This window comes from Shewanella sp. 10N.286.54.B9, from assembly GCF_041468565.1.
Taxonomy (GTDB): domain Bacteria; phylum Pseudomonadota; class Gammaproteobacteria; order Enterobacterales; family Shewanellaceae; genus Shewanella.
In genome coordinates, this window is the sequence record NZ_JBFRIY010000018.1 from 57,780 (window position 1) to 83,810 (window position 26,031).

Annotated in this window: 19 protein-coding genes; 10 read left to right on the top strand and 9 right to left on the bottom strand. The window is 40.7% G+C overall.

Features of this window, described 5'->3' with window-relative positions; genetic code table 11:
* The first annotated feature begins 67 nt into the window (after positions 1-67).
* Complete coding sequence (locus AB4135_RS06530) at positions 68-580, top strand: malate synthase (protein WP_371991354.1); 513 nt, start codon at positions 68-70, stop codon at positions 578-580.
* Positions 581-661: 81 nt separating this feature from the next.
* On the opposite strand, the gene AB4135_RS06535 is transcribed toward AB4135_RS06530, so the two are convergent.
* From AB4135_RS06535 to AB4135_RS06555, 5 genes are all read right to left on the bottom strand, one after another.
* Positions 662-2,791: a glycoside hydrolase family 97 protein gene (locus AB4135_RS06535; RefSeq protein ID WP_371991356.1), complete on the bottom strand. Its 2,130-nt coding sequence runs from the start codon at positions 2,789-2,791 to the stop codon at positions 662-664.
* A gap of 234 nt (positions 2,792-3,025) precedes the next feature.
* Positions 3,026-5,092 (bottom strand): alpha-amylase family protein, encoded by a 2,067-nt coding sequence (locus AB4135_RS06540; RefSeq protein ID WP_371991358.1) that lies wholly within the window; start codon positions 5,090-5,092, stop codon positions 3,026-3,028.
* Positions 5,093-5,132: 40 nt separating this feature from the next.
* Entirely contained in the window at positions 5,133-7,061 is a 1,929-nt protein-coding gene (locus tag AB4135_RS06545) for a glycoside hydrolase family 13 protein (RefSeq protein ID WP_371991360.1), read from the bottom strand.
* Between the two features lie 10 nt (positions 7,062-7,071).
* Positions 7,072-8,589, bottom strand: coding sequence for a tryptophan halogenase family protein (locus tag AB4135_RS06550; protein ID WP_371991362.1), 1,518 nt, complete (start codon positions 8,587-8,589; stop codon positions 7,072-7,074).
* Positions 8,590-8,689: 100 nt separating this feature from the next.
* Positions 8,690-11,413: a TonB-dependent receptor gene (locus AB4135_RS06555; RefSeq protein ID WP_371991364.1), complete on the bottom strand. Its 2,724-nt coding sequence runs from the start codon at positions 11,411-11,413 to the stop codon at positions 8,690-8,692.
* A 474-nt stretch (positions 11,414-11,887) separates the two neighbouring features.
* Here AB4135_RS06555 and AB4135_RS06560 point away from each other — a divergent pair, with 474 nt between their 5' ends.
* The 3 genes from AB4135_RS06560 (at position 11,888) to AB4135_RS06570 (ending at position 16,203) form a co-directional block, all read left to right on the top strand.
* Positions 11,888-13,552, top strand: coding sequence for an alpha-glucosidase (locus tag AB4135_RS06560; protein WP_371991366.1), 1,665 nt, complete (start codon positions 11,888-11,890; stop codon positions 13,550-13,552).
* Between the two features lie 16 nt (positions 13,553-13,568).
* A complete protein-coding gene (locus AB4135_RS06565) occupies positions 13,569-14,834 on the top strand; it encodes a sugar MFS transporter (RefSeq protein ID WP_371991368.1) in 1,266 nt (421 codons plus the stop codon).
* A 151-nt stretch (positions 14,835-14,985) separates the two neighbouring features.
* Entirely contained in the window at positions 14,986-16,203 is a 1,218-nt protein-coding gene (locus AB4135_RS06570; RefSeq protein ID WP_371991370.1) for an RsmB/NOP family class I SAM-dependent RNA methyltransferase, read from the top strand.
* Positions 16,204-16,330: 127 nt separating this feature from the next.
* On the opposite strand, the gene AB4135_RS06575 is transcribed toward AB4135_RS06570, so the two are convergent.
* The 4 genes from AB4135_RS06575 to AB4135_RS06590 form a co-directional block, all read right to left on the bottom strand.
* Complete coding sequence (locus AB4135_RS06575) at positions 16,331-16,750, bottom strand: secondary thiamine-phosphate synthase enzyme YjbQ (protein WP_371991371.1); 420 nt, start codon at positions 16,748-16,750, stop codon at positions 16,331-16,333.
* Between the two features lie 83 nt (positions 16,751-16,833).
* Positions 16,834-18,135 carry an O-antigen ligase family protein gene (locus AB4135_RS06580; RefSeq protein WP_371991373.1) on the bottom strand — a complete coding sequence of 434 codons (1,302 nt, stop codon included), beginning with the start codon at positions 18,133-18,135 and terminating at the stop codon, positions 16,834-16,836.
* Positions 18,125-20,170 carry a sulfatase-like hydrolase/transferase gene (locus tag AB4135_RS06585; RefSeq protein ID WP_371991374.1) on the bottom strand — a complete coding sequence of 682 codons (2,046 nt, stop codon included), beginning with the start codon at positions 20,168-20,170 and terminating at the stop codon, positions 18,125-18,127. The genes AB4135_RS06580 and AB4135_RS06585 overlap by 11 nt, the downstream gene beginning before the upstream one ends.
* Entirely contained in the window at positions 20,167-20,436 is a 270-nt protein-coding gene (locus AB4135_RS06590) for a hypothetical protein (protein WP_371991376.1), read from the bottom strand. Before AB4135_RS06590 ends, AB4135_RS06585 begins: the two co-directional genes overlap by 4 nt.
* 322 nt (positions 20,437-20,758) lie before the next feature.
* Here AB4135_RS06590 and AB4135_RS06595 point away from each other — a divergent pair, with 322 nt between their 5' ends.
* From AB4135_RS06595 to cpaB, 6 genes are all read left to right on the top strand, one after another.
* Positions 20,759-22,039, top strand: coding sequence for a L,D-transpeptidase family protein (locus AB4135_RS06595; RefSeq protein ID WP_371991560.1), 1,281 nt, complete (start codon positions 20,759-20,761; stop codon positions 22,037-22,039).
* A gap of 1 nt (position 22,040) precedes the next feature.
* Positions 22,041-22,448: a transposase gene (locus AB4135_RS06600; RefSeq protein ID WP_371991378.1), complete on the top strand. Its 408-nt coding sequence runs from the start codon at positions 22,041-22,043 to the stop codon at positions 22,446-22,448.
* A 557-nt stretch (positions 22,449-23,005) separates the two neighbouring features.
* Positions 23,006-23,185, top strand: coding sequence for a Flp family type IVb pilin (locus tag AB4135_RS06605; protein ID WP_371991380.1), 180 nt, complete (start codon positions 23,006-23,008; stop codon positions 23,183-23,185).
* 83 nt (positions 23,186-23,268) lie between these two features.
* Positions 23,269-23,835, top strand: a complete 567-nt coding sequence (locus tag AB4135_RS06610) for a prepilin peptidase (RefSeq protein ID WP_371991382.1) — start codon at positions 23,269-23,271, stop codon at positions 23,833-23,835.
* A 9-nt stretch (positions 23,836-23,844) separates the two neighbouring features.
* The gene (locus AB4135_RS06615) at positions 23,845-25,152 is read left to right on the top strand and encodes an AAA family ATPase (RefSeq protein WP_371991384.1); all 1,308 of its coding nucleotides are present in this window, start codon (positions 23,845-23,847) and stop codon (positions 25,150-25,152) included.
* Positions 25,153-25,188: 36 nt separating this feature from the next.
* On the top strand, positions 25,189-25,998 hold the full coding sequence (cpaB, locus tag AB4135_RS06620; protein WP_371991385.1) for a Flp pilus assembly protein CpaB: 810 nt from the start codon (positions 25,189-25,191) through the stop codon (positions 25,996-25,998).
* The last annotated feature ends 33 nt before the right edge of the window (positions 25,999-26,031 follow it).

The following is a 26,031-nucleotide window of genomic DNA, read 5'->3' on the forward strand; positions in this document are numbered from 1 at the left end:
TTTTTTGAAAGCTTTCAAAGCAAGTAACGGTGAGTGACCTATTTTAGGAATGAATGAGGACAGGACAATGGATATATCAACAATCAATAACACTGCAAACAACCACGAGAATAATCTATACACTGGTTCGGATTTTGTTGATGTGAATGTTGTCCGTCAGGCAGCAAATGATACCTCAACACCCTGTGCCAAAATCTTTTTGGATGACAAGTTTCCACTGGCTAAGGGATCGCATAAAGATGCTTGTAGCTATGTGGTGTACTACCAGCAGCTTTTAGTGTTTATGAAAGACGGTAGCCAAACAGGTTTACGTTGCCCTAAACAGTTTGTGGCGCTTAACGGCCACAAGAGCGAGCCAACTGCAATCTTACTTAAAGATAATGGCGTTCATGTTGAGCTTACTTTTGATAGACAAAGCGAAAAGGGCGCACGAGATTGTGCCAACATTGAGGATATCTTAGTTGAAGGCCACCAGTACTGGATAAGCCTGGTTAATGTAGAAAATACTGTGGTAGCCTCATCAGTACTCGATCAAGAATTTACAGCTAAAGACGGTAGTGACTATCAGCTAAAGCGCTAAATATGGCTGAGAAAGTGAGTAATAGAAAAAGCCCTTAATTAAGGGCTTTTTGGGTCTAAAACTACCAAAAGGCAGACTTTGCTAATCAATAGCTTTAAAACGAATCGCGGTACCGCCGCTTGAAGCCAGTTCTAGTGTTAGGCGGTCTGCAGCGTTAACCTGTTTGCTCTCGATGACATAATCATAAGGATTATTTTGCCAGTTAGCATCTTTACCATCTCGGTAGATCTGAGCTTCATATTGTACACCTGGGGATAAAAAATCGAGTTTGATGTCGATGTCTCTAGCGCTGTCATCGGTAATTGCGCCTAGATACCAATCTTTACCTTTACTCTTACCCGCACGTTCTTGACGAGCAAAGACCACATACTCACCCACTTCACCTGCCAAGGCGATACTCTGATACCAATCAGTGGGTACATCTTTGATGAACTGAAATGCATCTTGCCTCTCAAGGTAGTTTCTAGGCAGATCCGCTGCCATCTGAATTGGGCTATAAAGTACCACATACAGAGCAAGCTGTTTGGTTAAGGTTGTTTGCACGCGATTAACTGCATCGAGTCCTTTAGGGGCAAGGTCGAAAATACCCGGTGTAAAATCCATAGGCCCTGATAACATGCGGGTATAGGCAAGCGTTGTGGTGTGTGCTGGGTTGTTCGGCGGTGTGCCCCAGGCGTTAAACTCTTGTCCACGGGCACCTTCACGAGAAATCCAGTTTGGATAGGTACGGCGCAGTCCGGTATCTTTTATCGGTTCGTGAGTGTTAATACTGAGCTGACGTTTAGCTGCCTGCTTAACACTGTACAAATATTCGTTTGCCATAAATTGACCATCATGCCATTCATGGCGAGTAATACCGTTTTCATCTATACGCTTAATATCACCGCCATCAGCGACATAGCCGGTCTTTATCTGACTGACGCCATACTGTTGGTAAAGATCGTAGGCGACTTGCATCTGATTTCGGTAGTTTGTGACTGAGCCAGAGGTTTCGTGATGGCCAATGAGCTTAACCCCTTTTGAGCTGCCGTAATTGCTCACCGCATCAAGGTCAAAATCTGGGTAGGGTTGAGTAAAACTGAACACGTCACCATTATGGAACCAGCTGCCATCCCAACCATGATTCCAGCCTTCTACTAACACACCATCGAAGCCATTACTAGCTGCAAAATCCATATAACGCTTGGTTTCGCTGGTGGTGGCGCCGTGCTTTTCACCTGAGCCCCAAGTATTCGCATTAAGGTGCATACCCCACCAAATACCGACATATTTCCCTGGCTCTACCCAGCTTACATCGCCAAGTTTATTGGGTTCATTCAAATTAAGAATTAAGTGCGAATTTAGTAAACCTGCGGCGTCATCGCTTATCTGGATAGTACGCCATGGAGAGAAAAAGCCCGCTTGAGTTTTGACCAAACTGCCGTCAGACCAGGGAGTGAGATCGGCTTTTAGTTTGCCGCTACGACGTTGATTTAGGGTCATCGAAGTGTAGTCGACCAGTGCCGCTTCGTGAATACTCAAGTGGACTCCAGAATTGAGCCTAAAAGTGAAGGGAGTGTGTACATTAGTCACTTTGTCTAAAGCGCTGTTGCTGTATAGGTACTCATAACGATTCCAGCCTCTTGCTGGGATCCACCAGGCTTGCGCTTTTTCGGGCAACGGAACTGAAAATTCTGTTAATTCATTGGTGATGGTTAACTGACTTAGCCCAGCTTGTTTTGGTAGCTCATATCGAAAGCCGATGCCGTCATCAAAGGCTTTAAAATGCAGTTTAAGCTTATATTTGCCGTTGCTTAGGGTGATGTTAGCTTGGTTGTAATTATCTTCTATCCATTCTTGCTCGCCCCATGGTTGCTGCCAGCGATTTTGAGTGTTGCTTAATTTGCTTTTCTCAATGGTAAAGCCTTGTGCCAATTCACCTAATGATTCAAATACCAGTCCAAGACGAGAGTCGGTGATGACCTGTTTTCCATGAAACTTAACGTTATATTCTGGCTGGCCATTGTCATCAAAAATAGACACCACTATTTGTTTGTCGGGAGAGGTAACTGAAACTGTTTTAGCCACTGCGACATTGCTAAACGCCGTACCTAGTATTATTGAAGTGATAGCGGCCAACTCAGGCAAAGAGTGCTTTTTAGCGTGGAAATTCTTTTTTTGTATTGCGGCGTTATCATGGTACGGAAGTAATGTAGAGCGCAATGAGTACATGGTGCCATCCCTGTGTTTAATTTATTGTTATAGTTTTGTCGTGCAAGTTTTATTGAAGTTTTGCTGCTGTTAGCATACTAAATTGAACCTTAAACTTGCTGCAATGGCTTGCATACGTATTCAAATGGAGAAGATAGCTGTACAGCATTTTGGTTATGTTTCGCTTTTCAGATAAATGACAAAGCCCGTCTATACGGGCTTTGTATTACTTTTTATTGGTATGGATATTGGTATTTAGTGATGATTAAGCATTAGTACTTTTGACTCGTTAGGCGCAAGGGTCAAAGCGACGCCCCATTTATCATCAATAACTGTCAGTGTTAATTCTTGGCCGCTTAATGACTTTTGAGGGGCATTTAAAAGGTCCACCAGCGCTATTTGCTTAGTGTTAATGTTCCACTTCGAGATGAGTGAGTGAGGTAGTTGTAAGGTAAACGTCTTACTGTGTTGCTGGCTAAAGTTACTTACGATGATTAATTGTTGTTCAGCATTGTAACGGCTGAATGCAAAAGTCTGCTCATCATAGCCAGCCACTTTGTTTGCACGATTAAAACTATCGAGTTCGCTATACTCACCGCTTAATGCGGAGGCACTATGGCTTAGGTTGAGCAGTTTTGTGTAGTAATGTCTAAGTTCAAGCTCTTCTACAGTAGACTGTCCACCGTCAAACTTGCCGTTATTCATGTAACGCTGATGGGCGGGTACGCCGATATAATCAAAAATACTGGTACGCGTAGGACTACCAAAACCAGGGTTCTCTGCTGCTTTTTCGCCTACGTCTTGGCCGAAATAAACAAGCGTAGGGGCTGAGCTGATGGTGGTAGAAACGACCATAGCGGGCAGGGCTGCAAAAGCATTATTAGCAAATTGGTCACTGGCAATTCTTTGCTCATCATGATTTTCTAAAAAATGCAGCATGTTTGCTGAAATATCACTGACTAACGCTTGTTTTTCTGCGATAGCAGCCGTGCTTTCTTGCCCTTGAATAATGGCTTTTAAGGTATCGTACATATCCACTTTATCGTAAAGGTAGTCCATTTTGCCTAAATGAATATAGTCTCGATAAAGCGCTGGGTTATAGACTTCAGCTAATAAGAACGCCTCAGGATTAGTGTGTTTAATATTGGTGTTTAGGTAGCTCCAAAATGCCACCGGCACCATCTCTGCCATATCGTAACGAAAACCATCGACACCCTGTGCTAGCCAAAATTGAGTGATCTGTTTGAATTTAAGCCAAGAGTCGGGGATCTGTTTTTGCTCAGCTACTAATGCATTATCCGTTTTTTCTATCGCCAACCAATGTTGATAATGGGCATTCGCATCTTCATTGGCTAAAGATCGTGGCAGAGCTGGGAAGTCAATACTGCCGTCTGGCTTTACGCCATAATTGATTTTGACGGTTTCGTACCAATCATTGGCGTCAGGCTGTGCTGCACGAGCGCCATTGCCAGTCCATTTGGCGGGGAACTCTCTAAACTCTCCATCTACTAGTGGGTGCACCTCTCCACCAAGAGGTGAGTTTTGCACGTTTAATTTTGGCACTTTAAAGGCTGTAGCGGTTGTTCCTCCGCCGGACTGCTTTACTACATAGTAAAAATTATTGTGCCTTTTATAGCTTTTACTGGTGTGATCATTAGTGCCAAAACTGCTTATGCCTTTTTGCTGATAGTTGGACTGATAAGCTCTAGCAACATGATTAGGCACAATGTCGATGACGACCTTCATACCATTATCATGGGTGCGTTTGATTAAGTCTTTAAACTCTTGCAGCCTGTTCTCTACATTATCAGCAAGATCTGGGTTCACATTGTAGTAATCTTTTACAGCATAAGGGGAACCTGCGCGTCCTTTAACGACATCTGGGTCATCGTCGCTAATACCATAGGCTTTATAGTCGGCAACTAATGCATGATGGGGAACGCCGGTATACCATATATGGGTGGTACCTAATGCTTTAATACTTTGCAGCGCAGTGTTATCAAAATCACTAAACTTTCCAACACCGTTTTGCTGTTTTGTTCCCCACGGTTGATTGTTGGTGTTTTTGTTGCCAAACAAGCGAGTAAAGACTTGATAAACCACCGGCTTTACTTGTTTATGCGTCGAAACAGTGCTTTTGTTTGCAGATGCTTTTTCTGCAGTGTTAACGTCGCTATTCGTTGACGATTCTGTGCAACCGGTTGCAAAAAACGCAGGTAAGACGAGACTGACTATTAATGCGTTTTTTGATGCTTTTTGCTTGCTCTTTACAAGACTTTGTTTAAAACCATATGCGTCAACTAACTTTGTTGTAATCGTCATAAAATCTAACCCTATCTTTTGATTTCTTAGTTATTATTGATTAGTTTAGGCTTAGTACTAACACCGAGTTGGCAGGGCTTTTTAAGCTATGTAAGATATTTTGCGATTGGCCTGTTATCACATCGGTTGCGGTTGAAAAGTCTTTCAACTGTGCTTTGAATCTTTCGTTATCTAGCATTATCTGCTCATTATTCTTGTTCATCACTACCATAACCGTTTCGGTTAGATCTGCTCTAAAGTAAACATAAGTGCCGTTTTCTGGCACGTAATGAATCAACTTACCGTTATGAATGGCAGATGAACTTTTTCTAAAGTTGAGTAATTTACTGACAAAATTCTGGGCATCTAATTGTTGTGACGTTAAACTTTGTCCGGTCATGGCATTGGTAGCATCCGATGACCAACCACCAGGGAGGTCAGATCTTACTTCGCCGTCGTGGCGACCTGATACTGGGCTTTGCATCAATACTTCAGTGCCGTAAAAAATCTGCGGAATACGATTAGACGTTAATGTGTATGCCATTGCCATCTTGAAGCGGGATAAATTGCTATCTAACAGGCTGAATAAACGGTTTGTGTCATGGTTACCTTCAAACAACACAAGGTTGGTTGGATCGGCATAGACAACATCATTGGCCATCATCTCATAGAGCTCTATAAAGCCTTTGTCCCATGATTCGTCGTTATTGAACGCTTTTAGCATGGTTTCGTATAACGGAAAGTCCATAAGGCTTGGCAGGTAGGAGACATAGCCATCTTGGTTTATTTTTCCCGCTTGCCAATAGGAGACTGTTATTGGGTTGGCTGTCCATTCTTCGCCCACTATATTGAACTTAGGATATTCTGCCATAATTGCTTTTGACCATTGCGCCAAAAATGCTTTATCGGCGTAGGAGTAGGTATCTTCGCGGATCCCAGATAAATTAGCGTACTCAACCCACCAAATACTGTTTTGAATCAGGTAGGTTGCCAGTTTTTCTTCGGTCTGATTTAAATCTGGCATGCTATCAACAAACCAGCCATCAACGAAGTTGCTCAAATCGCTTGGCGCAGAGTAGGGATCTTGTACTGTAGTACGGCGATGAGTGGTAAAAGGCAACATATTGGTATTGATGGCCTGATTAGCAGCCAAACCATTAATCCAGTTTTTGCTAGGAATATCTTTCATCCACCAATGATTAGAGCCGATATGGTTGACGATGATATCTTTGATGATCCCAATGCCCCTATCTTTAGCGGCATCACTAAGTTGACGGTAGTCCGCATTACTGCCAAAACGCGGGTCAATCTTGTAGTGATCTGTTGTTGAGTAGCCATGGTAGGAGTATTGCTGCTGATTATTTTCAAGCAGTGGATTGACCCAAAGCTGGGTCACACCAAGCTTTTGTAAGTAATCTAGGCTATTAATAATACCTTGTATATCACCGCCATGACGGCCATCTTTATCTGCTCTATTGACCTTTTCAAGCATTGAGCTGTGATTATCATTTGATGTCTCGCCGTTAACGAAGCGATCTGGGGTAATTAGGTAGATAACATCGCTGTTATCGAAGCCTTGTCGCTGGCTTGAACCTACACGTCGTTGCTTGATTTGGTAGTCAAACTGATGCATTTGAGCATTGTCTTTTATTAGCGACAAAGTAATAGTCTGCGGCTTCGCATCTTTTAAAGAAAGCTTAATAAATAAGTAGTTTGGATTTTCTGTGGTTGATTGCTCAATGATGTTGATCCTGGAAGCGGACTGTATGGATGCTTGCATTGAAGCGATGTTGTCGCCGTGAAGCATCAACTCAAGCGTTGTATTGACCATTCCCGCCCACCAGAACTCCGGTTCAACTCTAACTTCTTTTATTGCTTTAGCCGTGTTTAAACCTTCCATCGGAAGTGAATTGTCCGCCGCGCTAACATTGCTACAAACGCCATAGACGCACATTAAACTAAGAACAGCTTTCGTCAGAATATATCTCATAGCTGTTATCCTATGTATTATTGGGTGATTGTTTGTGATCAATATAAAGATCAATAAAGTGCTTGTGTTTTGGCACTGCGGGTATTATTTGTTTGATAATAGAGCGAGTTTCAGCTAGATAGATCTTTAGATTTTTAACCGGGAAACTATGTGTCATAGGGTGATAGCTTTTGGGTAATATGTTTTGCCCTAGCATCACTTGCGTCCAACTAATGTCAGAAAATAATTCATCACTACCGCAGTGGACTTGTCCTTGAGCTTCAAAGAGCGATATTTTTTGTTGTAATGCCGCAGGGACTGGCATTTGTGCGCAGTCATGCCAGAATTTACTTTCCTGTTTTTGATTAGCTTTATAATGGAGGATGATGAAATCCCTAACATTATTATATTCTTGGTTCACTAGTCGGTTAAATTCATCAGTAGTAGATGGATGAAATGCTTTATTTGGGAAAAACTTTAGTAACTTGCCTAAGGAAAATTGTACTAAATGAATACTCGTGGATTCTAACGGTTCTAGAAAGCCACTTGCTAATCCAAGAGCAACACAATTTTTATTCCAACTCAATTTTCTCATACCTGTTTTAAAGCGAATATGTTTCGCTGGCCCAATTGGTTCGCTATTTAACTTGTTTAATAATTCTTCCTCGGCTTGTTCATCTGTCATATAGCGACTGCTGTAAACATATCCGTTACCGGTTCTATGTTGCAGAGGGATCTGCCATTGCCAACCAGCATCATGTGCTGTCGCTGTTGTGTATGGAGGGAGAGGAGTTAACGCTTTAGTTGGAATAGCAAGAGCACTATCACACGGTAACCAGTGGCTCCAACATTCGAAACCTGTTTGAAGTGCTTGTTCAATAAGCACACCTTTAAAACCTGAACAATCGATAAAGAGTTCGCCAGTAATAACCATTCCGCTGTCGAGCGTCAGTGAATCAATAAAGCCTGTTTCACTACTTAAATTTGTCTTTTTAACGATTCCTTCTATTCGATTTACACCAAGGTTCTCAGAAAAAGAGCGCAGGAAACTTGCAAACAATGATGCATCGAACTGGTAGGCGTATACGAGTCCTTGAAGGTTGGTTTCACCGACTTTTTCTAATTTGGCAAACTTATTATATTTTGCTGCCTGACTATTTAATGAGTAATCCCAAAAACTAAATTGATTCCCTAATGTTTTACTATGCATCCAATATTGAAAAAATGGTTGTGATCCAAATGGGAATCCAAAACCACCAAAAGCATGCATGTAGTCATCTTGCTCTTTCCCCCAACCTTTGAATTGTATGCCTAGCTTAAAAGTTGCTTGAGTAGCTTTGACAAATGCTTGTTCATCAATCCCTATCAGCTGATTGAAGAGATGTATAGATGGGATAGTCGCTTCTCCTACGCCGACAGTGCCTATTGATTCCGACTCGATAAGCGTAATTTGTAACTGGCTGCCGAGTGTTTTGCTTAAGCAAGCTGCAGCCATCCATCCAGCACTGCCGCCACCAAGAATAACCACGTTTTGGACACGGCTCGTCATAGATACTCCATAGAATGGACTAATCGATTTAGTAAAATTCCACTGTGCAAACATAAGGCCTTTGATCCAAGTTGTGATCAAAGACCTTGTTTTGCATTATTTAAAACTGGTATGAAGCGCCAAATGCGTAGTTAGTACCATAACGTTGGTAATCAATTACGCGCATTTCATCGCCTTCTTCAGTGGTGACAAACGGTTCATCTGTAAGGTTATTGGCTTGCAACAATAATGTTAGACCTTCCAGCGTACCTTCTTGGAAACGATAACTTATTTGAGCATCAACAATTGTTTCTGGCTCGTTATATCTAAAACTTCTTCCAGCATCAAAACCGGATACTTCTCCTAAAAACTCAGATCGATAACGCCCAACAACCCGAGCAGAAAAACCGCTATTTTCATAGTAGAAAGTTAAGTTATAGACATCTTCAGATAAACCAGGTAAAGGCTCTGACGGAGAATCTGGGTTCGGTTGAATATCGCTTGTCGTGAATGAAGCACTGGCAATAGCACCAAAATCTTCAAGTACTTCGGTTAACATTGCACCAGATATTGAGGCTGCTAGTTCAAGTCCTTTTAGCGACCCGCCATCGCCGTTTTGTGGCTTAGTAATCGCACCTAGATCTAAAGCGGGGTTGTAACCACCTGTAGGAAATTCACTGAAGTCATAGGCTTCTGGTTGAGTATATACATAGGACTCGAGATCTTTATAAAAACCAGCAATAGATACATATCCAACTGAATCATCGAAATAATGTTCAAATGACAGGTCAACACCATTTGCAATCCAAGGTTCTAGCTGCGGATTACCACCGCTCGCGCTCCAAGGTGAAAATTCAGGATCTGTTGAGTCTTCGTATTTAGGGTCAAAGCTATAAGTAGAGCTTGCGCGGAGTTCATCCATACGTGGACGAGTTAACGTTCTTGCTGCACCAAAACGTAATATAGAGCTATCCGAAAGCGCTAAGCTCAAATTTAAGCTCGGTAGAATCTCTGTATAATCAGTACCATCTTCAATTGGTACGATTGTAACATCAACAATAATTCCATTTTCGTACACATCTGTTGCAGAAACAGCAGAAGAACTTTGCTCTGTATAAACAACTTGCGTGCCTACGTTACCCGTGAGGCGCATATCCCAAATGTCAGTATCAATATCAAATTTAATATAAGCGGTCGTTACTTGTTCACTAACTTCCCATGCCTTTGCGGCAATATCAGCTCGAAGCGCTTCTACTTCTACAAGTGAATCGAAGGCGGCACGTGGATCATAACTTACCATTCCTGGAATCCCTAAGAAGCCAAGATTAGTGGTGAAGGTATTAAAATTGATATCCTTTTGACAAGTACTAGAATCTCCTGGCTTAGTGCAGTCAGAATCTGAAAGTGTGTAGTAGTACTCAGGAATTGTCGTTTTAGATTTAGTTCGATCATCATAGTTTGCACCGAACTCTACCCGAGAGATTAATCCCCAGTCCAAATCGTGGCTAGCGCTTAGGCGGATTTGATAAAGTTCATCTTTACTAGCTGGTTGTTTGTAATAGCCAACTTGGCCATTGTTAAGACCCACATTGCCAGCCCAGTTTGGACCTGACAACTTCACAAGGTCAGTGTCGGCGTAGTCAAGTTCAGATTCGAATACAGTGCCTTTAGTGGTTGATTTAAACTTTAGGTTATCTAAAGCACTGGTTATTTGGCTATAGCTTTCATAGATTTCATCTGTTCGCTCATTTTTTGAATAACTTAAATCTCCCTCGAGTTGCCATTCTCCTAGGTCATATTCAAGGTTCCAGCCAGCTGCTACCGTATCAGAATCTCTTTGTTCTAGATCGTTACGCATTATCCCTTCAACACCGTTGAAAGTACCATCAGTTACCATTCCATTTTGGACTGTACCTGGTGTTAAGGTTGCGCCAGACCATGCTAAAGGAAATTCGATACCGCGCAAAGTTTGTGCTTCATTGAAATCAGTATAAAAAAGATCAAAAGTGCTGTGTAGATTTTCAGTTGGTTGAAACTCTAAAGTTGCTACGATTGCGGTACGCTTTAGTTCATTTGACTGTACAAATGGCTTCGCACCACCAATTACGTAATTCCCATCTTCATTTTGAGGGTAGCCCCAAGCGTTAAAACGCTCTCCTTGGCTAGGTGTATCCATATAGGAAACACCTAAGACTAAACCTATAGTGTTGTCGGCGAACTGATCAATATACGAAGCTGAAACTCGCTGGCCAGAGTCGTTCACGTCCGGATTTAGAGATTCTAATTCATTCCATTCATATCGTGCATTAACACTGAATGTCTGTTCTCCATGTGCTAACGGACGAACAGTCTGCATATCAATGGTACCAGCGATGCCTTGTGCCATTAATGATGCGTCTGGTGTCTTATATACAACAGCACCACTTAATAACTCTGAAGGGTACATGTCGTATTCAACACTTCGGTTATCACTAGCTGATACTTGCTGACGACCATTTAAGGTTGTATTTGTGAAGTCTGGTGATAGACCTCGAACACTTATTACCTGACCACGGCCATTTAAGCGTTGTGTGGTTAAACCTGGTAGACGCGCTAAAGAGTCAGCAATACTTACGTCTGGTAATTTACCGATATCTTCAGCAGAAATAGCTTCTACTATAGAGCTGGACGTCATCTTTATCGCTTTGGAGTCTTGTAGGCTACGACGAATGCCTGTAACGCTTATAACTTCAATTGATTCATCTGCTGAGGTCTCTGCTTTGGCTTCTTCTGCAGCGTAACTGCTCATACTCGCGCCAGCAGCAACTAATGCTAAGGTCAGCACGCTAGGTTTAAATTGCAACATCTTCATCCCCTTTAACTAGACTGTCGGCTAGTTACTTTTTTAATTATCACTGACGTTGTAACGAGTTTGGGTACAGAAGCGCACGTGTTACAACATATTTGCAGCGTTTATAAGTATTTTGTTGCGCAACGGTGAAGATATTACTCCCGAGATTCTGACCATAACAATGTTATGCATACGTATTCAATCTTTTTAGCCATCCAAAATTTGCATTTACTGCTGTTTTTTATCATTGGAGAACGTCGTGTGTGATGTGGCTTAGTTGCTGTTATTAAACGGATTGTATCGGGATTCCCGATTAATATATGTTGACTGATTTATTGCATACGTATGCAGAGATATTGAACCCTATTTCGCAAATCACGTATGCTGCCAACATTCTAACAACAAAAGCGACCAATCTTTAGGTGGCAACATTGTTTTAACTAACGATTGGATTTGTTAGTTTTTAATATTGAGTGTTAAGGGGCAAGAATGGATCAACTTACATGGTGGCGAGGCGCTGTCATCTATCAAATCTATCCACGTAGTATGTTGGATACCAATGGTGATGGAATAGGCGATCTACAAGGGATTATTAGCAAGCTGGATTACATTGCCAGCCTGAATGTTGATGCAATATGGATTTCGCCGTTTTTTACTTCGCCAATGAAAGACTTTGGTTATGACATTAGTGATTATAGAGATATTGACCCTATGTTCGGTAATATGGCCGACTTTGATCAGCTCATTGCCAAAGCACACTCACTCAACCTTAAAGTAGTCATTGACCAGGTGCTTAGTCATACCTCTGATCAGCATCAATGGTTTATCGAAAGTAGACAAGATAAAACCAATGCTAGACAAGACTGGTATGTTTGGAGCGATCCGAAAGACGATGGAACCGCGCCTAATAATTGGTTAGCGATTTTTGGTGGTTGTGCTTGGGAATGGGAGCCTAGACGTCAGCAATATTACTTACATAACTTTTTAACTAGCCAACCAGATCTAAATTTTCACAATCCGCAAGTGCGTACAGCCGTATTAGCCAATGTACAGTTTTGGTTAGATAAGGGCGTTGATGGTTTCAGGCTTGATGCTATTACGTTCTGCTTTCATGATGATCTTCTACGTGATAACCCAGCAAAGCCCAAAGACAAGCGTCAGGGGCGCGGGTTTAGTGAAGATAATCCGTATGCTTATCAGTATCACTACTTCAACAATACCCGCCCTGAAACCGTTAACTTTATAGAAGAGTTACGGGCACTGATTAATAATTATCCCGGTGCAGTTACCTTAGGTGAAGTGTCTTCAGAAGATTCGTTAGCCACAATGGCTGAATACACTCAAGGTAATGACCGATTACATATGGCTTATAGTTTTGAGCTATTAACCAATGACTACAGCGCCAGTTACATACGGGAAACCGTTGAAGCGCTAGAAGGCCGAATAGGGGATGGCTGGCCATGTTGGGCTATTGGTAACCATGATGTACAGCGGGTGGCATCGCGCTGGGGGAAAGGGCAAGCCACTGCGGAAATGATAAAGATGCTTAATGGCTTGTTATGTTCGCTCAGAGGCAGTGTTTGCAGCTATCAAGGTGAAGAACTTGGGTTAACTGAAGCTAAAATAGAGTTTGAGCAACTGCAAGACCCATTCGGTATTGCATTTTGGCCAATGTTTAAGGGCCGAGACGGCTGTCGTACGCCGATGCCTTGGTCAAAAGATTTAAACAATGCAGGGTTTAGCGACGGCTTGGCTTGGTTACCTGTAGCAAAAGATCACTATTCATTGGCGGTTGAAAGCCAAGAGCAGAATAAGGACTCTATTTTAAACAGTTATAGAAACTTTCTTGCATGGCGAAAACACCATCCAGTACTCATTGAAGGCGATATTCACTTTATTGATACTCCAGAACCAACACTGAGTTTTATTCGTAGCGATGAGAAAAGCAGTTACTTAGTCTGTTTTAATTTAGGTGAAGATGAGCTGTCGTTGCAGTTACCCAGTGTAGAAGTGGAACTTGAGTTCAATGACCATGGTTTGGTAATGGGTAACATCAAGAACGGAGTGTTGACCTTGCCATCCTACGGCAGCTTTTACGCCAAACTTAGTAATACTAAGTCTTTAAATGACTTCAACTTAAGAAGATTGACCTGATAAGAGAGAAAATAATATGGCTTCATCTTTTAGTTCTAATACCGCGACTGTTGCATCGGGCGATAACGGCAGTTATCGCTTTGCTTTGGTTTCACTCACGTCACTGTTTTTCATGTGGGGCTTCATAACCTGTCTAAATGATATTTTAATCCCTCATTTAAAAGCGGTTTTTTCGCTTAGCTATACAGAGGCTATGCTCATCCAGTTTTGCTTCTTTGGCGCCTATTTTTTAGTTTCAGTGCCAGCAGGTAAATTAGTTAAGACCATGGGATATCAGCGTGGGATTATCACCGGGCTTGTTATCGCTAGTATAGGTTGTGCTTTGTTTTATCCAGCAGCAGCTTTGGCGGTTTACCCGCTATTTTTAGGCGCACTTTTTGTGCTTGCCTCGGGGATCACCATTCTACAGGTTGCGGCAAATCCTTATGTAAATGCATTAGGGAGTGTCGAGACGTCTTCCAGTCGATTAAACCTGACTCAAGCATTTAATGCATTAGGTACCACCGTTGCCCCATATTTTGGCGCTATCTTAATACTATCTGTAGCCGTTGAGGCCCAATCTGGGCTTTCGCAAATGCAAGCAGAAGCAGAAGTGGTTAAATTGCCCTATTTATTGTTATCAGCAATGTTAGCCAGTTTGGCGCTTATATTCTCAAAGTTAAAACTGCCGGTTATAAAAGCTCACACAGAAGCCGCAGTAGCAGGTTTAGCCGACAAAAACGGTAAAACGAGTGCCAGCCAGTACAAGCATTTGGTGCTCGGTGCGGTTGGGATATTCGTTTATGTAGGGGCTGAAGTTTCGATTGGTAGCTTTTTGGTCAACTTTCTTGGCGAAGAACATATTGTTGGTATGAAAGAAGCTGACGCAGCCAAATATATTGCTTACTACTGGGGTGGGGCGATGGTAGGGCGTTTTATTGGCTCGGCGGTGATGCAGAAAATCCCGGCTGGAACAGTATTGGCTTTCAATGCATTTATGGCAGCAAGTTTAGTGGTCATTGCGATGAACACTTCGGGCGAAGTCGCAATGTGGTCAATACTCGCGGTCGGACTGTTTAACTCCATCATGTTCCCAACTATCTTTAGTTTGGCACTACGTGATTTAGGCCCACATACCTCTCAAGGTAGTGGCTTTTTATGCTTAGCGATTGTAGGTGGCGCAATTATCCCCTTACTACAAGGTGTGATGGCAGATAGCATGGGGATCCAACCCGCGTTTATCCTACCCGTTATCTGCTACGGTTTTATTCTATACTATGGAGCTAAAGGTTCTAAGCTATAGGATTTTAGGTTAGCGATTCAGCGCATGTAAGCGCTTATGAAAAGCGACTTGTTAGAAGTCGCTTTTTTATTGCGACTTTGCGCGAGTATGCTTGCGTATTTAGCACTTTGCTCCTATGATCGCTGCGATTTCTTTATACGGTAACTTTTTAATGTTGAATTCGTCTTTATCTCCTAGCTCTACAGAACTTGTGATTAGTATTCTTGACCTTGTGTTAAAAGAGGGCAAGCCACTGGATCGCGCTTATTCGCAGCACTTTTCGGGGCTGCAACTAGAGCCTTCTGAGCAAGGGCGGATCACACTCGTAACCGGTGATATCTTAAGACGTTTAAACCTCTATTGTTTTTTATCTGATGTAAAGCCTGAAGAGATGGCGAGAATGGGCTCGCGTTTATTGAACGTATGGCACTTATTCCACCAATTACCGTTACCCAAAATGAAATATGCTCTCCAAGTTGATGAGCAAGACTTGGCGACTCGTATTGAAACCGCAAAACAGCAACCGGTATTGTGGGATGGCTGTCCCGATTGGCTAAACGAGATGGGACAGGCACAAATGGGCGAGCGCTGGCCAGCAGAGCGTGCAGCGCTCAACAAGCCGGCTAAACGTTTCTTACGCGTTAATACCCTTAAATGTAGTCGAGATGAGTTAGCCAAAAAGTTACGTAATGAGCGGGTGCAAACTGTAGAAGTTGAAGGGGTAGAGACCGCTTTAGAAGTGGTATCTGATTCAGCATTGTTTAGAACTGAGTGTTTTAAGAAAGGTTGGTTTGAACAGCAAGATGCTGGCTCGCAGCTTATTGCTAAAGCGCTTGATGCGAAACCAGGTATGCGCGTCGTTGATGCGTGTGCTGGAGCAGGCGGGAAAACACTATCGATATCGGCACAAATGCAAGGCAAAGGTCGCTTGCTCGCAATGGATGTTGAGCAGTGGAAACTAGATAACCTTAAACAGCGTGCTCGACGTGCTGCTGCTCATAATGTTGAGACACGCATCATTGCTAGTAGTAAAACGATCAAGCGTCTTAAACTCTCAGCCGACCGAGTTCTACTCGATGTACCTTGTTCTGGGCTTGGCGTGTTAAAACGTAACCCTGATGCGAAATGGCGTGATACTCCTGAGCGATTACCCGTTCTGGTTGAATTGCAAAAGCACATTTTGCAAAGTTATAGCAGAATGGTCAAAGTCGGTGGTATTTTGATTTATGCGACTTGCTCTATCATGCCTGAAGAGAATCGCGATCAAGTCGATGCATTTTTAGCAGAGAATAAGCATTTTCGCTTTATAGAAGATGAGAATATTAGCCCTGCTGAAACGGGCTTCGATGGTTTCTATTACGCAAAACTTGAGCGTATCGCTGAAGCATAAAACTGACTGACTAATATCTAAAAAAAGAGCGCTTAATGCGCTCTTTTTGTTAGCTAAAACTTGTGAGTTTTGCTGTTACATCATAAGTCCTATATCCGATGATATAGCGATTTCCTTTAGGAAAATGTTATTCGCCTTGTAATGTGACCAAGACCTTTCTTGAGCCACCATCATCCCTATGCTCGCCCAAATATATACCTTGCCAGGTTCCAAGATTAAAGCGGCCGTTGGTGATAGGCAGCGTTAAGCTAACACCAAACAGACTTGATTTTAGATGTGCTGGCATATCATCATCTCCCTCATAAGTATGGGTGTAGTAGGCGGCGCGCTCTGGCGCTAATCGATTTATAAATGACTCAAAATCAACCCGAACACTTGGATCTGCATTTTCATTGAGCGAAAGAGACGCTGAGGTGTGCTGCAACAAAATGTGAGCAAAACCTACTGTCATATTTTTTAATGAAGGTAAGCCACACTCAATTTCGTCGGTGACGAGATGGAAGCCCCTTGGTCTTGCTTTTAAAGAGAGTGATTTTTGTATCCACATAGTAAACTACTTTATTATTTCTTTTACGAATTATAACGCTTGAGCCATGCCTGCTAAAACAACTAAAAGCGATAAAACACGATTTACACAGATCGTACTGTGCTGTGGTGTATAGTCATAATGCTCACAAAAGCTATGATTAATAAAAATAATGGCTGTGAATGGTAAAAGGTCCCATCAACCAGGCCATGTATGGATAAGCTTATGATTATCATTAATGCAATTTTACCGTCTAGTAATGTGCCATTGTTTCTGTTGAATAGCTGCATTATCGCTATAAAAACAGTCTTGCTGTAAAAGTAGAGCATGATGAGTGTAGCAAATAGTCCATAACCGACTAACAGTTGTAATAATACATTGTGCGGCTGCAAACCGAATACGTGGTCTGGGTGGAAACGGTAACCTTCTGGGCCGAGGCCAATCCAAGGATTATCGGAGATAGCAGCTAAGGTTTGAGTCCATATGGCAATCCGATTGGAAGATAATTTATTAATATCGATCGACGCTAGCGCTGTGTCTGAATTGACTGAGCGAAAGAAGCTCAGCGGCCCATTCCATGAAAATACTGTGCAAAAGTATGCAAGGTAAAAAGCAATAATTATAAGTAGAATCAGTATAATCAACCTTGATACTTTAAGCTGAGCGGTGACCACAAAGTAACTGAGATAAATAAATGCTGATGCAGCTAACGCGACCAGTGACCCTCGTCCTCCTAACCAAATAAGTAGCGCCAAATTTGAAACAAATAACAAAGCCCATAAACTCAGCTTAAAACGTTCGATCTCCTGTTGTAAAAACATGATGATACAGAGCATGGATGATGCGGTGACCAAATAGCCCAAGTAACGAATATTCGATGAAAAGGGTACTGAAGAAGGTTTGCCATAAAGTATGGACGGAATCCCTGTTGTATGCATGAAAACGTAGCTCAACGCCAATAACATTATGGTTATAGGTAACCAATAGATAAAATCGGTCAATTGTATTTTTAAGCTTAAGAATACTTTTAGTAAGCAGTAAATAAAACAGAGATGTACAGTGGTAAAAAGTAGATTATAGGTAACAACTACATTTTTTAAAGGAGTATTATTGATGTCGTTGTTCAAAGCTGTCGTCGTCGCAATGAGTAACACAAGAGCCAACAAACTGGTCTTATCAAACATAGATAAAGTAAGTAGGTTAGGTGGGGGAGTATTTGCGGTTTGGTTTAATAAGCGATAAGAAAAAAACAACACTATAAACAGTAGCTCAAACTTAGCGATCGTATAATCGACAACAAATGGGTAGCTCCCCCCAATGAGTATGATAGCAAACAGCATGACTTTTAGGTAAGTGATGAATACGGCTCTTGGGTTTTTACCGAAAACGTCAACTCTAGTCTTCATTGCGATTACTTTTATTCACAATAGCTGAAAGGTTTACTGCGCAATTTTCTCTTTGATAAAACTCAAGATCAGCTTTGAATTGCTTACATAACTTATCCCGCATAGTCTGCCAATCAACTGCAGTCGAATCGTTAGGAATTGTTAGTTGGTTCAGCTTTACATTAAGCAAGACCGGCCCATCGTAGTCGGGCAACAACGTTAGCTGCCAATCTTCACTTCTAATCGCTCGTTGCTTTTTGGCTATAAAGTCATCATATTCATCGATTCGCATGTAAGGCTTTCCGTCATCTCTCACCTCGTAATATGCTTCTGTTTCTGATAATAGTTTTTTCTTATCAATAAAGCTGGTGTTAATTGACTTGACGGGAATTGAAGACTCTAGATAAACGAAGCGGTGTGCTATAACGTCATCTTTAGTTACAGGTAACACTATGCCATCTAGATCTTTAAGTTTACGATTTGTTATCGATAATGAATCAGCAATACTCGGGAGTATATCGACTAACGAATAAACACCTTTAAATACCGCTTTCTCATTAACGATACTACCTTTGATATAACGTGCTCTTGCTAACAACACATGGGATTGTTTGTCGTCAATAATATTTGTACCGTGTCCCCATGCTTTCATAGAAGGCAGTTCGCTAGTAACCGCCGCGGGTTCGGAGGTGTCAGTAATATTAAAGCTTTCTCCATGGTCAGAAACTAAATAAACAATGGCATTTTCTAACATGCCTCTTTCTTCTAGCCCAGAGAGTAAATGTTCAACTTGTTTATCGACGTTTCGCATCATCTGTTTATACATAAAGTGGTTATAGTTTCCATCCCACTCTTGCGGGGCTTGTGCAACAAACTCTTTAGAACTATAAGGCCAGTGAAGTTGGCAAAAGTGAACAGCCAAAAAATTTGCTTGAGTGTCTGAAAGACTAGTAAGTACATCCTGATTAAACCTAATTAAATTATAGGCTTTTCCGTAAGCTCTATTGTTGTACAGGTATGGCAGTATGTGTTTAGAGAGTGGATGAAGCAGGGCGATATTGATGTATGGTAGGTCAGCCAAACTAGTGATAATAGAGTCAGCAGCACCAATTTTGGGGCCTACGGTTTCATCAAATCCATAACTCATATCTATTTGATTAAATCGCCTTTCGTCAATTGCGTATATTGTTTTATAACCTTCACTATTGAGGTGGTTGATAAGGGGAAGTGACGTATTAACAACCTCTGGTGGTGTCAGGTTAAATCTAGCCCCGTTATTGATAGGGTACTTGCCCGTCAATATACTCATCCAAGCCGCGTAAGTACGACTCATTGGCGAATAAGTTTTTTCATACACCGACATATCGGTTAAGCGTCGATTGATATTTGGCGCAAGTGCTGGGTTTGCACCCAAAAACGCCAAATGATCTGGTCTTAACGCATCAATACCAATAATGAATATATTTGGCTTAGAAGCAAGCTCGACCTGCTTCGAAGTATTTGAGGGCGTAATAGCAGCTACCAAAATTAATATTGGTAGCAGCAACGTCGCACATCGACTAAACGAATTTTTGATTGATAATGCTGACGCTATGTACAAAAAAAGTAAGACTATTACCTGTCCAACGATCATGACAGGAGAAGAAAAAGGTGTTTGCCTTAAATAAGATGTTAAAGATGTCGGAAAGTAATAGGAGTTAACGCTCACAATCAGAGTGCAACTGAGCAATACAATAAGTAACCAATAAAGGTCGCGTTGGGTTTGTGTACCTAGTGTGAGGTAAGGTGATTGGCTTATAAACGTGACTAGTGTAGCCCAAAGAGATAGGGTAAGTACCAAAACAATACCAAATATAGCTAAATCTTGCCAAAGCCCAATACTTTCAACAAGATGGTTATTCGCTTCGCTTATCATGTTTAAAGTAGAAATTAACGAATATGGCGAAAGTAATGAACGTACATTAAGCATTGATATAGTGAACAATATCAAAACTGAAAATGTTCTAATAAATACCCTTAAGTTACTGGTTTCTATATTTAAAGGTTCCTCCTTCATTCAATAGCATCCTTCTTCGGTTTTATAGTGTTTGGAATCTGATAATCCAATACAAATTCGTGTGCTTTTTCAATTCGAGATGCTGGCCAGTCTTCATGATAAAGATAGCGTTCCGCTAAAGAAGAGCCATGGCTACTTTCGGTCATTAATGCTTTCTTTTCAGTGTGATTTTCAAAGATGTAGTAACAATGGATAAACGTTATTGAAGCGACTAGTACGGTCAAGATCGTCGTTTTGCTTCTATCTGTTGCTTTTGGCCTCGCCATAGTCTTTAGCTCTATAATTAATGACGTCAATATAATGAGTATAGAAGAGTAAAAAAATATTGAAAAAATATTTGGTCCTGCTTATCTGAATCATTTTTACTAAAAACATAAACTTAATAAAACTGTCTAGAGTAGAGCAATAGTTATGTAAGCTTATAAAACTTGCAAAATGGTGTTGTCATGTACTAAACCTAAGTGCAACTTGCTTTGCAAGTTGCAAAGCAATTTTAAAATTTGCTGGGTTGTTAGAAGGGAATCTATTGCAGAGTAAAAAAGGGAGTTTTACTTTTATAAGCTGACTTTAGGGGTTCTTTTGGAGTTTATGACGCTTTTGATATCTGTTCGAGCTCATTCGTTAATACTTATTACGGTATTGATGGTGATGACTGGGGTTTCTAACGCACAGGCAGTGGATAATGAGCAGCAGAAAAAATCAAAAATGTACACTCCAGAGCAAATTGTAGCGTTCACTAATAATGAAATTCGCGATTTACTTTCCGATAAACAATATTTTCAGTTCAATTCATTGTCTAAATCAGAGCTACGCGTTTTAGGCGAAAACCGTACAATTGTTGCTATCATTAACTTGTTAATTCAATACCGGAGTCTGGAGCAATATGCATGGCCTGAAGTGGTAAACGTTGAGCTTGCAATCGGAAAAAAATCTAAAGAGATTGCGAAATTACGATGGATGCTTACAAAACTTTATGACTTGCAACCTCACAGTCTTAATTCATATCGCGAACAAGTCTACGATCCTTCTATTACTAGTGGGATTAAAAGCTTCCAGAATCGGCATGGTCTTATAGCATCTGGTGAGCTCACACCAGAAACAATTACGCAGTTAAATACTCAACCGCGTGACCGCAGCAGGCAGTTGGTTGCACTTCTTATTGATTATATTTCACCAAACCGCTTAAAGGTTGAGGAATATGTTGAGGTGAATATCCCGAGTTACCAGTTAAAAGTGATTAAAAATACTGAAGAGGTTATGAGCTTAAAAGTTATTGTAGGAGCTAAGGATACTAAAACTCCACTGCTAAATACGAAGGTCACAAGCCTTACTGTAAATCCAAACTGGACTGTGCCGGTCAGTATTATTAACAAAGATATAGTTAATCAACTAAATACAAATAATTCATATTTGAAAAATAATAGTTTCTTTCTAAAGGATGCAGAGAATAATCAAGACTATTTTGAATCGATAACGGTGCAAGACTTTAGAAAAAAATTGAAAGGCAAACAACTAGTGCAAGCACCAGGGAAAAAGAACGCACTCGGAAAGCTGAGGTTTACTACTCCTAATGATAAATCAATTTTTCTGCATGACACTCCTAGCAAAGGTTTGTTTGATTTGGATGTTAGGGCTTTAAGCCATGGCTGTATACGAGTAGAAAATCCTAATGTTTTTGCCGAGTTTTTAATAAGTCGAGAAAGCAGCCTCAAGAATAAATCTTTTATGAATTCTATAGGTAGTGACAAAACAGTTAATTTGAAATTTGAAAATCCTATCCCTTTATTTATCACTTACAAACCACTATGGATAGACACACGTGGAGTGTTACAGATAAGACCAGATGTATACTCAATGGGAGGCGAATAGTATGAATAGTAATTGCCATGATAATAAATCGCTTTCTATTCTTATCCGTAAAGAGAAAAGTGCTAGAAAGAAACTTAAGTTGCTAGCTATTTTGCATTTTCAGGAAGGAAAATCTCGCTACAAGATTGCAGAATACCTAAAAGTCAGTCGCACTAGTGTTAATCGATGGGTAAGTAACTATCTATCTCATGGATTGAATGGACTTAACGAGAAACCACATTCAGGTAGACCTTGTTCTTTAAGCAAGCAACAAAAAATCCAATTGAGCCTTTATATTGAAAAAAATATAGGCCAGTCACAAGACAGGGATCTCACCGGTAGAAACGTACAGAACTATATACTAGAAAAATTCGGTGTGGATTACGAAATATCAAGTGTATATAAGATAATGGACAAATTAGTCAGGTAGTTAATTCTAACATCTCATCAATGTATATTCCCTTCTTCAGCTTTTATTTATTGCGCTTTGTAAATATCACTATCACAAATAATATATCATTGTTAAATATGTACTTTAATGCAAGTTGTTAATTTTCACTAAGGATGAATGGAATAATTAACTGGTCTAATTTTACAGTTTGTTTACTTTTTATTTTCCTTATTTCTAGGAGTTCAACTGTTATTTTGTGGAGAATGATTATCATTAAGTAGGTATTTGTTGGAGGGTCTGTTGTTTGTCTTTGTTTTATTTGGTTTTTATACTTGCACAGTTAAGTTTAGTCAGGTTGTACAAGACAAGTTAAGAGAGGAATATTATAGTTTTACATAGGTGAGTAGACCTATTAATTATTCTAGATAGTGGGAGTGCAAGGCTTTTGCTATCTTTAATTTACGATGTCACTTAGAAGTTATCCGGGTAGATATCTGTCTAAATAAAACTAGATTAGAACGAGCTAAATTTGGTCTCTAACTGGTTTTAAACTGAGATTTTTAAGTCGCTCTAATATGAGTTTTTGGAGATAAATTATGAACATTAAGCAGCTAATGAAAGAGTTTATAGAAGATGAAAGTGGATTAACTGCAGTTGAATATGCAATTGCAGGAGGCCTAGTTGTTGGCGGCATGGTCGCAGCTTTTTCCGAACTAGGTACTAATGCTACTGGTAGAATTGAGTCGTTAGCATCTGCAATTGGTAGTAACGGATAGGTTGACTCTAACTATCAAACGTATTTAATCTTGAAAGACTATGATTACAGGGAGTTGTCATGGTCTGAGTGAAAGGACAAATTATGGGTGATGCACAGCTGTTTTACCAAGTTTGCGGAGCCGGCATAGTTTTTATATTGGCTATTAGCATTGACCTATCTACTGAAAAAATTCCTAATTGGTTAACTTTCTCAGCACTATTTTGTGGATTTGCAATAAATACATATTTTGCCCAACTTAATGGTGTATTGGTTTCCTTCCTTGGTTTTGCTCTTGCTTTCGCTATTTTATTCCCCACTTTCATGCTCAAAATTTTGGGTGCTGGTGACATTAAGTTAATGATGGGAATAGGTGCTTTTATGGGGCCACAACTACTCTTTACTAGTGTTATTTACGGCATTATCGCGGGAGCGTTAACCAGTATTATACTCGTTATAAGTAAAACTGGACTGCAAGGTTTGTATCAGACTTTTAAGCGATACAAGGATTGCATTGTTTTGGGGCATTATTTTAAACCTGAAGCAAATGAAGCTGCAGGACAAAGAGTTGCTTATGCTCCTGCGCTTGGGATTGGATGGTTGTTTGCTTGTATTCTAAATCCTCATATCAATGCCACTTTTTCGTCATTTAGTGAAAATCTATTTTCTTAAGGCAATTCTATGCAACATTCTTTTATGGACAAAGGTGAGCTTATTGATGCTATTCCTGTAACAGCTGGAAAACTCGCACCTCGCCCTGTAACTATCGAAAATACTGGTTTGTCGGAATCGCTACTACTCGATTTAATGTTAAAGCATATGTTAATTGGAGGAGTCGTTACCAAGCAAACCCTTGTTAAAAATATGGGGGTAACGGGTGGGATACTGCAAGGCTTGTTGGATACTGCAAAGGCTCTCGCTTGGGTAGAAAATAGACAAACGACTACTGATGGCCAGATGAGGTTTGCGTTAAGTGCAGGGGGAGAGATACATGCAAAGCAAGCATTATCAAGGAATGGTTATATTGGCTTAGCACCAGTTACCTTGGAACAATATACCGATATTTGTCAAAAGCAGTCTAGCCGTTCCACCCCAGTTACTTATCAAATGTTGGAGGAGGGGCTATCTGCATTGGTGTTGCCGTCTGATCTTCTGTTTAAAATCGGACCTGCAATGAACTCAAGTCGTCCTGTTTTAATCTATGGACCGCCAGGTACTGGTAAAAGTTACTTATGTCGTCATTTGAATCGAGCCTTAGGTGACAGCATTTTGATCCCATATGCGATTTCAATCGGTAATGAAATCATTCAAGTATTCGATCCAGAATTACATTTTCGAATTATGGAAACTGATAGTCCAAACAGCTTAGATTTTAACCATGGTCATGATCCTAGATGGATCCAATGTCAGCGTCCATTAAGAATCACTGGTGGTGAGTTAACTTCAGAAATGCTTGAAGTTCAGTTTGATACACACAGCCGAACCTATATGGCACCAATTCAGCTAAAAGCAAACAATGGAATATTGCTTTTAGATGATTTAGGTAGACAAAAAATTAGCGCTAAGCAGTTGTTTAATCGCTGGATCATCCCGATGGAGGAGCGTAGGGATTTTCTAAGTTTACAGTCTGGTGAACATTTTGAGATCCCTTTTGAACTAATCTTACTTTTTTCAACTAACCTTGATCCTAAAGAACTTGTTGATGAAGCTTTTCTAAGAAGGCTTGGTTACAAAATTCATTTTGACGCACTGGATGAATCGTTATACCGGAAGATCTGGTTTCAAGTATGTTCAGAGCTCGAGCTATCTTGTAGCGAAGAAGTTTTTCAGTACTTATTAACGGAGCACCAACGCCACGGCAAGCCTTTTATTCCTTGTTATCCTCGAGACTTACTGGGAATTATGTCAGACCAAATTAGTTTTATGGAGTTTGATGGCGTTGTGACGCCTTCATTAATAGATTCAGCTTGGTCTATTTATTTCGTATAAGTACTTCAATATCGTTTTCTAGTTTAGGAGCGAAACATGAATAATAAGACAATTTTATTCGTAGTGTTATCACTAGTTTTTGGGGTTACTGCTGTATATCTAGCTCAAAACTGGTTGCAAACAAATACAAAGTCGGAATCAAACCAACAGTTAACTCAGGTTATTACAATGGCATCTGAAGTGCCGTTAGGCGCCATTATAGAAAGAAAGCATATTGCATTGACGACAGTGCCTAGTCATCTTGTTCCAAAAGGTGCACTAGTAGATCTAACGCAAGCTGAAGGAAAAGTTGTAAAGCAGCGATTATACCAAGGTGAAGTTTTACGCAAAGAACGCTTAACCGTAAAAGGTGAGGGTAGCACTTTAGCAAGTTTAATAACTCCCACAATGAGAGCCGTAACTATTCGTGTGAACGATGTGGTCGGGGTGGCAGGTTTCCTGCTGCCGGGTAATCGAGTTGATATTATTAACATTTTTACTAGTAGCGGAATAAAGACGGATATCGTTTTATCTAATGTAAAAATTCTTGCGATAGACCAACGCGCTTCCAACGACGAAAACAAACCTATGTTAGTTCGAGCAGTCACACTTGAGTTAAGCCTTGAGCAAGCTGAGGTGTTGATGATTGCAAAAAGTCGGGGCGCCTTACAACTCGCTTTGAGAAATCCAAATGACACTGCAGTTGTTGAGTTAGCGATGCTATCGGAAGAGCTAGATGAGCCAGAGACAGTGCCTGTTACTAAAGCTCCTCTAATAATGAGTAACGTTAGTTCCGTGCAGAGTAGTAGCAAAAAAGTCTTGCTTCTTAAGGGTATAAGCGAGCAAGAAATAAAGGTTGAAAATTAATTTATAAGTTCCATTTTGGAAAACTTATAGGAG

Bases quoted from the DNA above. Each gene is read 5' to 3' on its own strand.
- AB4135_RS06555 (WP_371991364.1), bottom strand. From the start codon at position 11,413: ATGTTGCAATTTAAACCTAGCGTGCTGACCTTAGCATTAGTTGCTGCT.
- AB4135_RS06605 (WP_371991380.1), top strand. From the start codon at position 23,006: ATGAACATTAAGCAGCTAATGAAAGAGTTTATAGAAGATGAAAGTGGA.
- AB4135_RS06535 (WP_371991356.1), bottom strand. From the start codon at position 2,791: ATGTACTCATTGCGCTCTACATTACTTCCGTACCATGATAACGCCGCA.
- AB4135_RS06530 (WP_371991354.1), top strand. From the start codon at position 68: ATGGATATATCAACAATCAATAACACTGCAAACAACCACGAGAATAAT.
- AB4135_RS06560 (WP_371991366.1), top strand. From the start codon at position 11,888: ATGGATCAACTTACATGGTGGCGAGGCGCTGTCATCTATCAAATCTAT.
- AB4135_RS06565 (WP_371991368.1), top strand. From the start codon at position 13,569: ATGGCTTCATCTTTTAGTTCTAATACCGCGACTGTTGCATCGGGCGAT.
- AB4135_RS06575 (WP_371991371.1), bottom strand. From the start codon at position 16,750: ATGTGGATACAAAAATCACTCTCTTTAAAAGCAAGACCAAGGGGCTTC.
- AB4135_RS06545 (WP_371991360.1), bottom strand. From the start codon at position 7,061: ATGAGATATATTCTGACGAAAGCTGTTCTTAGTTTAATGTGCGTCTAT.
- AB4135_RS06580 (WP_371991373.1), bottom strand. From the start codon at position 18,135: ATGAAGACTAGAGTTGACGTTTTCGGTAAAAACCCAAGAGCCGTATTC.
- AB4135_RS06590 (WP_371991376.1), bottom strand. From the start codon at position 20,436: ATGGCGAGGCCAAAAGCAACAGATAGAAGCAAAACGACGATCTTGACC.
- AB4135_RS06550 (WP_371991362.1), bottom strand. From the start codon at position 8,589: ATGACGAGCCGTGTCCAAAACGTGGTTATTCTTGGTGGCGGCAGTGCT.
- cpaB (WP_371991385.1), top strand. From the start codon at position 25,189: ATGAATAATAAGACAATTTTATTCGTAGTGTTATCACTAGTTTTTGGG.
- AB4135_RS06540 (WP_371991358.1), bottom strand. From the start codon at position 5,092: ATGACGATTACAACAAAGTTAGTTGACGCATATGGTTTTAAACAAAGT.
- AB4135_RS06615 (WP_371991384.1), top strand. From the start codon at position 23,845: ATGCAACATTCTTTTATGGACAAAGGTGAGCTTATTGATGCTATTCCT.
- AB4135_RS06600 (WP_371991378.1), top strand. From the start codon at position 22,041: ATGAATAGTAATTGCCATGATAATAAATCGCTTTCTATTCTTATCCGT.
- AB4135_RS06570 (WP_371991370.1), top strand. From the start codon at position 14,986: ATGTTGAATTCGTCTTTATCTCCTAGCTCTACAGAACTTGTGATTAGT.
- AB4135_RS06595 (WP_371991560.1), top strand. From the start codon at position 20,759: ATGACGCTTTTGATATCTGTTCGAGCTCATTCGTTAATACTTATTACG.
- AB4135_RS06610 (WP_371991382.1), top strand. From the start codon at position 23,269: ATGGGTGATGCACAGCTGTTTTACCAAGTTTGCGGAGCCGGCATAGTT.
- AB4135_RS06585 (WP_371991374.1), bottom strand. From the start codon at position 20,170: ATGAAGGAGGAACCTTTAAATATAGAAACCAGTAACTTAAGGGTATTT.